Here is a 12,777-nt window from a genome sequence, read left to right as displayed (position 1 = left end):
ATCATGAACTTCCCATTTTCCGCCATTGTCGGCCAGCCGCAGTTGCAGCGCGCGCTGATGCTGTGCGCCGTCGATCCGAGCATGGGCGGTGTGCTGATCCGGGGCGACAAGGGCACCGCCAAGAGCACGGCGGCGCGCGCGCTGGCCGACGTGCTGCCGCACATCGACACCGTGGCCGGCTGCGCCTACAACTGCGGCGCCGGCGCGGTGTCCGAGCATTGCGACGCCTGCGCCAGCGGCACGCCGCGCCTGGCCCCGGTGCCGTTCGTGACCCTGCCGCTGGGCGCGACCGAAGACCGCGTCATCGGCAGCGTGGACCTGGCGCGTGCCCTGCAAGGCGGCCAGCGCGTGTTCCAGCCCGGCCTGTTGGCGGCGGCGCACCGTGGCGTACTCTATATAGATGAAGTCAACCTGCTGGCCGACCATCTGGTCGACGTGCTGCTCGACGTGGCCGCGATGGGCGTCAATTCGGTGCAGCGCGAAGGGCTGTCGATCCGCCACCCGGCGCGTTTTACGCTGGTCGGCACCATGAACCTGGAAGAGGGCGACCTGCGCCCGCAACTGCTGGACCGCTTCGCGCTCATGGTCGAAGTGGCGGCCCCGCGCGACAAGAAGGTACGCTCGGACGTGGTGCGCCGCCGGATCGCTTTCGAAGCCGATCCCGCCGTCTTCTGCGCAGCGTGGGACGAGCAGCAGCAGGCATTGCACCGCCAGCTGGTGGAAGCCCAGCGCCTGCTGCCGCTGGTAGTGCTGGACGACGCCATGCTGGACCTGATCAGCCACCTGTGCTGCGAATTTGAGGTGGCCAGCCTTCGCGCGGACATCGTCATGCACAAAGCATCGCGTGCGCTGGCCGCGCTGGATGGCCGTTTGCAGGTCACACCGGCCGACCTGCGCAGCGCCGCCGAACTGGTGCTGCCGCACCGGCGCCGCCGCAAACCATTCGAACAACCCGGCCTCGATCACGACCGCCTGGATGAACTGATGCGAGATGCCTCCCCGCCGCCACCGGCGCAGGACGACGCCAGCGAATCGGACGATGGCGAGCAAACGCCATCCGACGAACAGGGCGAGGAACAGGTATTCGCAGCCGCCCCCAGCGCCGCCGCCCCGCGCATCGTAGTCGAATCGACCTCGGGCCACAGCAGCGCGGGCCGCCGCAGCGAAGCGACGGGCGCGCCGCGTGGCCGCGTGGTGCGGGCCGTGCCGGACGAACAGCCGACCAGCATCGCCATCGGCGCGACTTTACTGAGCGCCGCCATGCGCGAGCCGGGCCACGTGCAGGTCACGCGGGCCGACCTGCACCAGCAAATCCGGGTCGGCAAGAGCGCTAACCTGATCCTGTTCGTGGTCGACGCCTCCGGTTCGATGGCGGCGCAGCGCCGCATGGAAGCGGTCAAGGGCGCCGTGCTGGCGCTGCTGACAGACGCCTACCAGCGGCGCGACACGGTGGCCGTGATCTCGTTCCGGGGCCAGTCGGCGCACCTGCTGCTGGCGCCGACGGGTAGCGTGGACCGCGCGGAGCAGGGCTTGTCGGACCTGCCGACCGGCGGGCGCACGCCCCTGCCGCACGCGCTGCACCTGGCGCTCGAAACGCTGGAAAAATCGGCCCACCGCGCCCCGGCGCTGATGGTGCTGCTCACCGACGGCAAGGCCAACGTGCCGCTGGCGGCCGATGGCGACGCCTGGCGCGAGTCGCTCGACCTGGCCGGCAAGCTGGCCGAACGCGGCGTGCCCGCGCTGGTGCTCGATACCGAGAGCGGCTATTTGCGCCTTGGACGTGCCGCGCAACTGGCGCAAACCCTGGGCGCCGAATGCCTGACGCTCGAACAGCTGTCGGCCGACAATCTGGCGCTGACCATCCGCGCGCGCCTGGCACCCACCTGACACGACAAAATTTAGGAGCACTTCAAGATGATCATTTGCATAGGCGCGGGACCCGGCGATGTCGGCTACCTGACGCAGCGCGGCGCGCAGCTCATTCGCGAGGCCGACGTTGTTGCCGGTTTCGACGCGGTACTGAACGTGGTCCAGAGCCTGATCCCGGCCGAGGCCCACGTCATCGGCATGGCCTACCGCGACCAGGTCGCGCAGCTCGACGAAGTGGCGCGCCTGCACCATGCGGGCAAGCGCTGCGTGGTCGTCTTCATGGGCGACATCCATTTCAGCGGCTTCCAGTACCTGGAGCGGGTCGAACGCGCCTGCGGCCACCCGGTCGAATCGCTACCCGGCATTTCGTCGGCCCAGATCCTGGCCTCGCGCGCCAAGGTGTGCTTCGACGAGACCACCTTCATTACCTTCCACCGCCGTGGCGACCTCGATCCGTTCAAGCGCCATCTGGTGCACGTGCTGCAGGACCAGCGCAACGCGATCGTGATTCCGTGTCCGTGGGACGCGGCGCGCTCGTTCATGCCCTGGCATATTGCGGCCTACCTGCTGGAAAATGGCATCTCGCCCGACCATCCGACCGAAGTGTGGGAAAACCTGACACGCGGCGAAGCCGAATGGCATGGCAGCCTGCTCGAATGCGCCAGCCATACCTGTTCCGACATGAGCATCATGCTGATTCGTACGCTCGCGCCGATGGCCAGCCAGATCGAGGCGGCGCCGGCACCATGACCCAACAAGAAAAACTCGGCATCGTCGTCGCGGGCCACGGCAGCCGCGATCCGGACGCTGTGCGCGAATTCGAAGCGCTGGTCGAGCTGGTGCGCGCGCGCGCGCCGAATGACGTCGTCACGCATGGCTACCTGGAGTTTTCCAGTCCCACCATCGCCGAAGCGGTGCAGGCCAACCTGGCCGCCGGTACGCGCCAGGTGGCGGTGGTGCCCGGCGTGCTGCTGGCCGCCCGCCACGCCAAGAACGACATGCCGGCCGAAGTGCAGGCCATGGCGCGCGATTATCCGGACATCGATTTTCATTTCGGCGCGCCGATGAATCTGCACCCGCAACTGCTGCAACTGGCGCAGGAAAGGGTGATCGAAGCCGAGGCCACCTCGCCGCTGACGGTGCGCCGCTCCGACAGCTGCCTGGTGCTGGTCGGACGCGGCACCACCGACCCTGACGCCAATGGCGAAGTGGCCAAGCTGGCGCGCATGCTGGAAGAGGGCATGGGCTTCGGCGGCGTCTATGTATGCTATTCGGGTACGGCCACGCCGCTGGTGGCCGATGGCCTGCGCGCCGCCGCCCGCATGGGCTTCGAACGCCTTGTCGTGCTGCCGTTCTTTCTGTTCGACGGTGTGCTGGTCAAGCGCATCTACGCCGCCGCCGACGACTTGCGCGAGCGCGAACCGGGGCTGGAAGTGCTCAAGGCCGGCTACTTTGGCGTGCACTCGCACGTAGCCGACGTGATGATCGAACGCGCGCGCGAGGCGGTGGCAGGACGCGCCGCCATGAACTGCTCGCTGTGCAAGTACCGCGTGCAGATCGTCGGCTTCGAACAGCAGGTGGGCGAGCCGCAGCAGGCGCACCACCTGGCCGTGCGCGGCTTGCTGGCGCAGGCGCCCGAAACGGCGGCAGCGGCGGCCGCGCCAACGTATGCGCCGTACGAGCCGCATCCGATCGAAGCGGAGAGCTTCCAGATCATCGCCGCGGGACGCGACTGGTCGGGCTTCCCGCCCTCGCACATGACGATTCTGCAACGGCTGGTGCATACCAGCGGCGACTTCGGCGCCGTCGATGACATGTATTTTTCGCCGGGCGCGGTCGAAAGTGGCATCCTGGCGCTGCTGCGCTGCAAGCGCGTGCTGACCGATGTGACCATGGTGCAGACGGGCCTCAAGCGGCAACTGCTCGAAACCCTCGGCATCGACACCTGGTGCGGCGTGCATGACCGCGAAACCCACCTGATGTCGGCGGCCGAAGGCATTACGCGTTCGGCGGCGGGCATCCGGCGCGGCTGGCAAAAATTCGGCAACGACGTGGTGCTGTCGATCGGCGATGCGCCGACCGCGATTGCTGAAGCGGTGCGCCTGATCCGCGACCATGGCTGGCGCCCGCAGCTGGTCATCGGCCTGCCGGTCGGCTTTGTCGGCACGCGCGAAACCAAGGACGAATTGCGGCGTTGCCTGCAAGTGCCACGGATTACCAACAGCGGCACGCGCGGCGGCTCGCCGTGGGCGGCGAGCGTGGTCAATGGCCTGATGATTGACGCGCTCAATCAGCTTGCAGGGTATGAAGCACCTTGAACGGGTCCGGTTCGACCTCGCCATCCCGGCGTTAAACGGGCTGCGGCGCGGCCGTACGACAGGCAGTTGCGCCACGGCGGCGGTGAAGGCGGCACTTGGCTTGCTGCTGCACGGAGCGCGCTGCGAGGCCGTCCGGGTCAGCCTGCCCGACGGCGTGCATTTTCTGGAAGTGCCCATCCAGATGGTGGATTGGACCGATTCAGGCGCAGCGCGGGCAGAGGTATTGAAAGACGGCGGCGACGATCCGGACAACACGCACGGCGCCACCATCTTTGCCGAAGTTCGGCGCAACGATGCGCGCGCGGTACGCTTTTTTGCCGGGCGTGGCGTGGGCACGGCGACGCGCCCCGGCCTGCGCGTGGCGGTGGGCGAGCCGGCGATTAACCCGGTGCCGCGCCAGATGATGCGGCGCGCGGTGGAAGAAATGCTGGACGACGCCATGGCGGAATCGCCTGACAGCGGCTTCGACCTGAGCATCGGCTGCGAAAACGGCGATGTCATCGCGCGCAAGACCTTCAATCCGCGCCTCGGCATCGTGGGCGGCATTTCGATTCTCGGTACGTCGGGGATCGTGGAGCCGATGTCTCTGTCGACCTGGATCGCGTCGGTCGAGGTGTATGTGCGGGTGGCGCTGGCGGCGAGCACCGCCAGCGTGGCTTACCTGCCCGGGAAAATCGGACGCGAGTTCGCCAGCGGGGTGTTGGGCTTGCCGGATGAACGCTCGGTGCAGATCGCGAATTTTCTCGGCGACGCGCTGGACTTCACCGAAAAGGCGCTGCGGGAAGCCGACCGCAGCCTCGATGTGCTGTGGCTCGCAGGGCATCCGGGCAAGCTGGCCAAGGTGCTGGACGGGTTTTGGGATACGCATTCGAGCAAGAGCAACATGGCAATGGCCGGCGTCGCGCGCGTGGTCGCAGAGATGGGCGGCGACGCGCAATTGGTGCACGATATGGAAAATGCAAACACAGTGGAAGCAGCAATGGAACGTTTAAAGAGTGAGTCCTTCGCCAAAGCGGTGTGGATCGAGATCGAGCATCGCATCGGGGCGCTCGCGCACGCGCGCGTGCCGTCGGTCAAGCGCCTCGAAGTGCGCCTGTTCGATTTGGCCGGCAATGCGCTCGGGGTGGACGCATGAGCGTCGGCATCCGCACCGGTACCTTGTGGGGCATCGGCGTCGGCCCCGGTCCGGCCGGCTATCTGCCGCTGGCTGCGCTGGACGCACTGCGCCGCGCCGACCTGATTTACGCACCGCGCGCGCGCGGGACCGAGCTGTCGGTCGCGCTCCAGTGCCTGGCCGGGATCGACATCGACCCGGCCAAACTGCGCGAGATCGAATTCAACATGGACCCGGACCGCTCGGTCCTGAGCGAGCATTACGCGCAACTGGCCGACAGCATCGCGCTTGAACTGCGCGCCGGGCGCGACGTGGCGTACCTGACCATCGGCGATTCGCTGACCTATTCGACCTACGGCTACGTGCTGGCGGCCCTGCGCGCGCGCATTCCGGATCTGCCGCAGCGCACCTTCCCGGGCATTACCAGCTACGCCGCCGCCGCTTCGGCGCTGGCGTGGCCGCTGGGGGAGGGCAAGGAGAGGGTGTTGATCCTGCCATGTCCCGAAACGGCGGAAGAACTGCGCAGCGACATTTTGACCCACGATATCGTGGTGCTGATGAAGGTCGGCGCGCGCCTCGGCTGGGTGCTCGACCTGCTGCGCGAGATGGGCATTGCCGACCACTGCGCCTTTGCGCGCCGTATCGGCCTGCCCGGCGAATTGCTGGCCTCAGGCGTCGGCGACCTTGTCGCTAACGACGCGATGGGCTACCTGGCCACCTTGCTGGTGCGCCGTCAACCACGGCAGGAGAGATAAGATGAAAGTGTACTTCGTTGGAGCGGGCCCCGGCGCCGCAGATTTGATCACCCTGCGCGGCGCGCGCCTGTTGGGTAGCGTCGAGATGGTGTTGTACGCCGGTTCGCTGGTGCCGACCGAGATGCTCACGCACTGCCGCGCCGGTGCCGAAATCATCGACACCGCCAAGCTCGATCTGGAGCAGCAGCAGGCGTGCTACGTGCGCGCACAGGAAATGGATATCGACGTGGTGCGCCTGCACTCGGGCGACCCTGCCATTTACGGCGCCACCGCCGAACAGATGCGCCGTCTCGACGCGCTGGGCATCGCGTATGAAGTGGTGCCGGGCGTGTCGTCGTTTACCGCCGCCGCAGCGGCGATTGGCGCCGAATTGACCAAGCCGGAAGTGTCGCAGAGCGTGATCCTCACGCGCGTCTCGGGCCGCGCATCGGCCGTGCCGGAGCTCGAATCAATTGCGCGCCTGGCCGAACACCGCGCCACCATGTGCATCTTCCTGTCCGGGCCACACCTGAAGAAGATCGTCGGCGACCTGTCGCTGCACTATCCGCAGGACACGCCGGTGCGCCTGGTGTACCGCGCCACCTGGCCGGAACAGAAAATCTACCAGGGCACGCTCGGCACGGTGCTGGAAGATACCAAGCGCGGCGAATGGAACCTGACCACGATGATGCTGGTCGGCGCGGCGCTCGACAAGGATGTCGCGGTCGAATCGAGCCTGTACTCCAAGGACTTCACGCACCTGTTCAGGGTCGTCAAGAAGAACAAGGCGGAGGCGGCGTCGTGAATGCAGCGCCGGCCATCTGGCTGGTGCGCGCGCATGGCGAGGGATTGGCGGCGGTGCTGCAAGCCGGGTTGGAAGGCGCGGTATATCGCCCGTGGTTGCAGGAAGGCGTCAGCCACAAGGCGCAGTTTGCGCAAATCTACCGCCGCCACGCGCAGTGGATCGTGATTGGCGCAACCGGGATTGCGGTGCGCTTTCTGGACGGCCTGGCGACCGATAAACGTACCGACCCTGCGGTCGTGGTGCTGGACGAGGCGGGGCGCTTCGCCATTGCGCTGCTGGCCGGCCACGAAGGCGGCGCCAATGCGCTGGCCTACAAGGTTGCGCGGATGGTTGGCGCAACCCCGGTGGTGACTACCGCCACCGAGGCCTTGAAGCCGCTGGTGGTCGGCATCGGCTGCCGCAAGGGCGTGCCGGCGGAGCGGATCGAGGCGGCGGTGCGCCACGCGCTCGGCCAGCGCGGCATTGAAGAAGTGCGCGAGATGGCGACCGTGGACCTGAAGGCGAATGAACCGGGCCTGCTGGAATTTTGCAGCCGGCACGACCTGCCGCTGCGCGTGTTCGCGCGCGCCACCCTGGCGGCGCGTCCGTGGGTCAGCGTGCCGTCGGACTGGGTGCGCAGCAATGTGGGATTGGATGGGGTGTGCGAGCCGTGCGCGCTGGTCGCCAGTCCGCGCGGCGCGCTGCTGGTGCCAAAAACGTGCCTGGACGGCGTGGCCGTCGCGGTAGTTGAAGATAAATGGATGGAGATCTGATGAGTGGTGTATTGAATCTGGTGTCGGTCGGTCCCGGTTACGAGGACCTGATCGCACCGCGCGCGATTGCGGCATTGAAGGAGAGCGATGTGATCGTGGCGTACGAACTGTATTTGCGCTGGATCATGCCGCACGTCGAGGGCAAGGAAATCCACACGCCGCCGCTGACGCAGGAACGCGAACGCGCCTTGCTGGCGATCGAAAAAGCCCGTGGCGGCGCGCGCGTGTCGCTCATTTCGAGCGGCGACATCGGCATTTACGCGATGGCCGCGCTGGCGTACGAGGAAATGAGCGAGGACGACACCTACCAGGTCAACCTGATTCCGGGGATTACCTCGGCCAACGCCTGCGCCTCGCTGCTTGGCTCCCCGCTGTCGCACGACTTTGCCACACTGAGTTTGTCGGACCTGCTGTGCCCCTGGGAGTGGATCGAACACCGCGCGCGCCACATCGCCAAGGCCGACCTGGCGTGCGTGATGTACAACGTGCAAAGCGCCAGCCGCCAGCAGGGCGTGTACCGCGTGCTGCAATTGATGCTCGAATCGAAGGCGCCGCATACCTTGTGCGGCGTGGTCAAGAACGCCTACCGCCCGGGCCAGGAAGTGAGCATCCACCGGCTCGACGAGCTGCCGTCGCTGCAGTTCGACATGCTCACCACCATCGTGGTCGGTAACCGTTTCACCCAGCGCAAGCGCGGACAAATCTTTACGCCACGCGGCTACAACGACTGGGACGCCAAGGCCGACAGCACGCTGCCGCAGCGCCAGGAGCTGCCCGATGGCGGCGTGTGGGTGTTCTCCGGCACCAGCGACGGCAATGCGCTGGCGGCGCGGCTGGCGGCCGGCCAGGATCGTCCGGTGGTGGTGTCGGCGGCCACCGACCATGGCGGTGACGTGGCGATCAAGGCCTGCCCCGGTGCTACCGTCTGGGCCGGGCGCCAGGGCATAGAGGCGCGGCGCCAGGCACTGGCGGCCAGCGGCGCGAAGGTGCTGGTGGACGCCACCCATCCTTACGCGACCAGCATGTCGGAGCAGTTGATCGGGCTGTCGCGCGAACTGGGCATCCCTTATCTGCGCTACGAGCGGCCAAGCAGCTTCAACGCGGACGGCGGCACCCTGTGCGCGTCGCCGCAAGACGCCGCCGAACGCGCCATCGCGACGGGCCAGCGCATTTTCCTGTCCACCGGCTCGAAAGACCTGGCCACGTTTTTGCATGCCGATGGCGCCGCAGACAGGCAGTGGTTCGCGCGCCTGACGGCCGAGCCGGAATTCATCGAGCGCGCCGTTGCGCTGGGTGTGCCGCGCGAACGCATTTGCGCCATGCAGGGGCCGTTCTCGAAGGACTTTAACATCGCCTTGTGGCGCGACTGGAAGATCGACTGCGTGGTGACCAAGGATTCCGGCGACGCCGGCGGCTACGCGGCCAAGGTGGAGGCGGCAAAGGCACTCGGCATCCCCCTGCTGGTAGTGCAACGGCCGCAGGTCGACTACCCGGCCATGTGCAACAGCGCTGACGATCTGATCGCGCAACTGGCAAAACTGGACCTGGCATGAAACAGCCGATCCCCGTCACCATCGTGACCGGCTTCCTGGGGTCCGGTAAAACGACCCTGTTGCGCAGCCTGATCGAAAAGCGCCAGAGCCGCCGCCTGGCGCTGTTGATCAACGAGTTCGGCGAGATTTCGATTGACGGTGCGCTGGTGCGCGGCGAAGCTGGCGCGGACGACCAGGTGCGGGTGCACGATTTTCCGTATGGGCTGATCGCGTACGGCGACGACGAGCTGTTTTTGCCGACCATGCAGGCGATTGCCGCGCGCCGCGCGAATGTGGATCACGTGCTGATCGAAACGTCCGGCCTGGCGCTGCCGACGGCCATCATGGAGATGCTGCAAAGCCCCGGGCTGGCCGAGGACTTCGTTCTCGACGCCACCCTGGCGGTGGTCGATACGCCGCTGCTGCTGTCGGACCAGTTCGAGCATGGCGGCGGCAGCGATGCGGCGGCCACGGTGTTCGGCCAGCAGCTCGAATTTGCCGATGTGGTGGTGCTCAACAAAATCGACGAGCTGGACGACGACGCGCTGCTGCTGGCCGAAACGCGGGTGCGCGAGCGCGCGCCCAACGTGCGTTTTCTGGAACTGGCGCACAAGGCGCAACTCGACATCCGCCTCGCGCTCGGCCTGCGCCTGCACCAGCCGACCCGCACCGAGCATACGCACAGCTACACGCCGCTGGCGACCATGCCCGGTCCGAATGCCGGCGTGCTGGCCGAGCAGGGGCGCCTGAACGGGCATGCGCATTCGGGTCTGGCCGCGCATTCGCACGGGCTGGCAACGCACAAGCATTTTCACGAGCAGGATCCGGGCTGGCTGTCGTTCGTGCTGCGCAGCGATGCGCCGCAAAGCGCCGACAAGGTGCGCCACGCCTTGCAGGAAGCGGTGCGGCTGGAACCGGTCTTGCGCAGCAAAGGGTTCATTCGCACCAGCGAGACCGATCAGGCGGTGCTGGTGCAGGGCGTGCGCTCGCGCGTGATGATCAGCGTCGATGCGGTGCGGCCGGCGGCGCGCCGCTCCGAACTGGTCATCATCGGTTATCACGCCAGCCGCACGCGCGTGGCGGCGGTGCTGTCGGAACTGACCGGAACCAGTTGGCGATAAACGCCCGGACCATTGATTCATTCGTCTATTCATCATTTCTATCTTGGAGCTTCACATGCAATCTAAATTCATCCGTACCCTGGCGCTGGCGCCCCTGTTCTATTGCGGCGCGGCGCTGGCCCATCCCGGCCATGAAGGCGGCTTGCTGGCCGGCCTGGCGCATCCGTTTTCGGGCCTGGATCACATGCTGGCCGCCGTCGCCGTCGGCATCTGGGCCGCGCAGCTGGGCGGGCGCGCCCGCTGGCTGCTGCCACTGAGCTTCATCGCCTTGCTCGCCGCCGGCGGCATGATGGGCATGGCGGGCGTCGGCATCGCCGCGCTGGAAAGCGCGATTATCGCGTCGGTGCTGGTGCTGGGCCTGTCCATCGCCTTCAAGGTCAAGCTGATGCCGGCGCTGGGCGCGCTGATGGTCGGCGCGTTCGCGGTCGTCCACGGCCTGGCGCATGGCGCGGAAATGCCGCACGTGGGCAGCGCCGGCATGTACTTCTCGGGCATCCTGGCGTCGAGCGCCGTGCTGCTGGCCGGTGGCATGGCCGCTGGCGCGGTGCTGCGCCAGCAGCAGGCGTGGCTGCGCGGCGTGGGTGCGGTGATCGCGCTGGGCGGCGTCTGGATCGGCGCCGCTTTCTAAAGCGGCTGGGCGTGGGCTGCGCTCATGCCCATGGCCAGCGGGCCGCGTTCGCACAGGGCGATGTCCCAGTGCTGCTTCTCTATTGAAGGGAACAGCGCGGCGCCGGCCAGCACCAGGCGGCTGGTCGCTCTCCACAGCGGGAGCGGAATGTCGGCGTCGGCGCCGGCCAGCTTCCAGCTGGCGCGCACGATGTGCGGGCTGCGCGCGCGCGTTGCCACAGTCACGCGCAGGCCGCCAAGGCGGTGCGGCGAGGGCAGTTCTTGCAGCAGGTAGCCGCGCGCGCACGGCAGATCGAGCAACTGCACCAGGTCGGCCAGCGCGATCAGCGCGCCGTTGCCGAGTACCGCGGCATCGCTGCTTTTCTCATAACTGATCGCCGAAAAAGTCTCCGCACCCCCATCATCGGACACCGGCACGAACTGCAGCGGATAGACCGCCGCGTCGCGCAGGTAGCGGCGCGCTTCGGCCGCGCTGTGCAGCGGGCGCACGCCATCGATTACGCAAGCGGCGCACTTGAACAGGGCGGCCACGCGCGGGGAGGGCAGGGCGTTGGCCAGCATGGCGGCGTGAAACGCGATCCGGTCGGGCGCAAAGGCCGCTTGCGGTACGTGCGCGCGCGGCGCGGGCAGGGCGTGGAAAATCCGCTGGATCATGTCGTGCGCCTGTGTAACCCCGCTTTTATGCGTCGCGATTGCCTGGCTGAAGTAGGACATTCATTTCCCCTGCTGATTGTTTGACCGCAACATTCCCGTCAATGACGTTACCGTGAAGAATCAGACGCGAGCATGAGCCAGGCCAAGCTTGTGGCTTGCCGTGTGTAAACACGACAGTGGATCTTCTTCGTTGCCGCTGCCATGAGCAGGCTGGAGGCGCTAAAATGCCGGCTGCACGTGAACGATTGCTAACTTAATGATCGGGAATATTGACGGAAACTGCTGAACGGCTGGAAACGGTGTCCTACGTACTCAACAACTTCAGCCATCTTCTGACGGAGGATGAGCGCGCTGGTGTCGAGTGCGTGACGTTTGGGATCGGCGGGAGCAAGACCAGCACATACGCAGTCATGCGCGGCGGCGGTGAGGCTCCCGCGCACGTCCTGGCGCTGCTCGTCAATGGCCAGCAGGCCCTGAGGTTCGCCTGTGCCGACAAGCTCCTCGGACTGCACAAGGCGCTGATATTCGCCAACGCATGCCCGTCGTGCGGCAAGCTGCTAAGAACCCCGCGCGCCAGGCAATGCCTGAAGTGCGGTCACTCGTGGCATCAGTCGCCAGCGGCATAAGCAGTTATTGATATGCTAGTATCCCGGCTTGCCGCCACCAGACAAGCGTATGAACAACGATAAACTGCAGGGAAGCTTCCAGCTGGACCGTTCCAGGAACGCGACCGTGCAGGTCTTCGAACATTTGCGCGAGATGATCGTGACGCTGGTCCTGGAGCCGGGCGCCATCCTCGCGCGCGATGAGCTGGCGCGCTACTTCAAGCTGTCCGCCACGCCGATCCGCGATGCGCTGACCCGTCTTGGCGAAGAGGGCCTGGTCGACATCTTTCCGCAGCACGTCACGCGCGTGCGCAGCGTCGATATCGCTTCCGCGCGCGAGGCCCATTTCCTGCGCCTGTCGGTCGAGCTGGAAATGGTGCGCATGCTCTCGCTCGCACCCAATCCGGCGTTGTCGAAAGTGCTACTGGGGCTGGTTGCCCAGCAGCGCGCCTGTCTCGATGCCGACGACCTGAAGAACTTCACCCGGCTCGACCTGGCATTCCATCAAACCCTGTACCAGGCGGCGCAGCTGGGCGCGCGCGACGATGCGCTGGCCATGCAGTACCTGGTGCCGGGCTGGCGCTTCGACAACAAGCGGCCGTGCCTGGTGCGCTAAGCGGGCGTGGTAAGCTTTGCTAAACAGGCA

Annotated in this window: 13 protein-coding genes; 12 read left to right on the top strand and 1 reads right to left on the bottom strand. The window is 66.6% G+C overall.

The genetic code is table 11. The features are described from left to right. Positions 1-3 precede the first annotated feature (3 nt). Genes F2P45_RS01600 through F2P45_RS01555 form a run of 10 tightly spaced genes read left to right on the top strand, consistent with a single transcriptional unit; the run spans position 4 to position 10,873 of the window. Positions 4-1,887, top strand: coding sequence for a magnesium chelatase subunit D family protein (locus F2P45_RS01600; RefSeq protein ID WP_166870019.1), 1,884 nt, complete (start codon positions 4-6; stop codon positions 1,885-1,887). Between the two features lie 27 nt (positions 1,888-1,914). Continuing rightward, positions 1,915-2,619 carry a cobalt-precorrin-7 (C(5))-methyltransferase gene (locus tag F2P45_RS01595; protein ID WP_166870018.1) on the top strand — a complete coding sequence of 235 codons (705 nt, stop codon included), beginning with the start codon at positions 1,915-1,917 and terminating at the stop codon, positions 2,617-2,619. Further along, positions 2,616-4,187 carry a precorrin-8X methylmutase gene (locus F2P45_RS01590; RefSeq protein ID WP_166870017.1) on the top strand — a complete coding sequence of 524 codons (1,572 nt, stop codon included), beginning with the start codon at positions 2,616-2,618 and terminating at the stop codon, positions 4,185-4,187. The genes F2P45_RS01595 and F2P45_RS01590 overlap by 4 nt, the downstream gene beginning before the upstream one ends. Then, complete coding sequence (gene cbiD / locus F2P45_RS01585; RefSeq protein ID WP_166870016.1) at positions 4,174-5,322, top strand: cobalt-precorrin-5B (C(1))-methyltransferase CbiD; 1,149 nt, start codon at positions 4,174-4,176, stop codon at positions 5,320-5,322. Before F2P45_RS01590 ends, cbiD begins: the two co-directional genes overlap by 14 nt. Beyond that, the gene (gene cobI, locus F2P45_RS01580; RefSeq protein ID WP_166870015.1) at positions 5,319-6,056 is read left to right on the top strand and encodes a precorrin-2 C(20)-methyltransferase; all 738 of its coding nucleotides are present in this window, start codon (positions 5,319-5,321) and stop codon (positions 6,054-6,056) included. The genes cbiD and cobI overlap by 4 nt, the downstream gene beginning before the upstream one ends. 1 nt (position 6,057) lies before the next feature. Next, positions 6,058-6,840: a precorrin-4 C(11)-methyltransferase gene (cobM, locus tag F2P45_RS01575; RefSeq protein ID WP_166870014.1), complete on the top strand. Its 783-nt coding sequence runs from the start codon at positions 6,058-6,060 to the stop codon at positions 6,838-6,840. Beyond that, the gene (locus tag F2P45_RS01570) at positions 6,837-7,592 is read left to right on the top strand and encodes a cobalamin biosynthesis protein (RefSeq protein ID WP_166870013.1); all 756 of its coding nucleotides are present in this window, start codon (positions 6,837-6,839) and stop codon (positions 7,590-7,592) included. The genes cobM and F2P45_RS01570 overlap by 4 nt, the downstream gene beginning before the upstream one ends. Continuing rightward, complete coding sequence (cobJ, locus tag F2P45_RS01565; RefSeq protein ID WP_166870012.1) at positions 7,592-9,145, top strand: precorrin-3B C(17)-methyltransferase; 1,554 nt, start codon at positions 7,592-7,594, stop codon at positions 9,143-9,145. The genes F2P45_RS01570 and cobJ overlap by 1 nt, the downstream gene beginning before the upstream one ends. Continuing rightward, the gene (locus tag F2P45_RS01560) at positions 9,142-10,245 is read left to right on the top strand and encodes a CobW family GTP-binding protein (RefSeq protein ID WP_166870011.1); all 1,104 of its coding nucleotides are present in this window, start codon (positions 9,142-9,144) and stop codon (positions 10,243-10,245) included. The genes cobJ and F2P45_RS01560 overlap by 4 nt, the downstream gene beginning before the upstream one ends. 55 nt (positions 10,246-10,300) lie before the next feature. Then, positions 10,301-10,873, top strand: a complete 573-nt coding sequence (locus F2P45_RS01555) for a HupE/UreJ family protein (protein ID WP_166870010.1) — start codon at positions 10,301-10,303, stop codon at positions 10,871-10,873. Here the strand turns inward: F2P45_RS01555 and F2P45_RS01550 are convergent. Continuing rightward, complete coding sequence (locus F2P45_RS01550; RefSeq protein WP_166870009.1) at positions 10,870-11,526, bottom strand: hypothetical protein; 657 nt, start codon at positions 11,524-11,526, stop codon at positions 10,870-10,872. The two genes, F2P45_RS01555 and F2P45_RS01550, sit on opposite strands and share 4 nt — an antisense overlap. A gap of 299 nt (positions 11,527-11,825) precedes the next feature. Between F2P45_RS01550 and F2P45_RS01545 the strand changes: the two genes are divergently transcribed. Both F2P45_RS01545 and F2P45_RS01540 read left to right on the top strand, forming a co-directional pair. Then, the gene (locus tag F2P45_RS01545; RefSeq protein ID WP_166870008.1) at positions 11,826-12,152 is read left to right on the top strand and encodes a hypothetical protein; all 327 of its coding nucleotides are present in this window, start codon (positions 11,826-11,828) and stop codon (positions 12,150-12,152) included. Positions 12,153-12,201: 49 nt separating this feature from the next. Beyond that, positions 12,202-12,747: a GntR family transcriptional regulator gene (locus F2P45_RS01540; protein ID WP_166869731.1), complete on the top strand. Its 546-nt coding sequence runs from the start codon at positions 12,202-12,204 to the stop codon at positions 12,745-12,747. The last annotated feature ends 30 nt before the right edge of the window (positions 12,748-12,777 follow it).

The sequence above is a fragment of the Massilia mucilaginosa genome (assembly GCF_011682145.1).
Lineage (GTDB): Bacteria > Pseudomonadota > Gammaproteobacteria > Burkholderiales > Burkholderiaceae_D > Telluria_A > Telluria_A mucilaginosa.
Note: the sequence above shows the minus strand (reverse complement) of the source record. Positions and strands in the feature narration are given on the sequence as shown.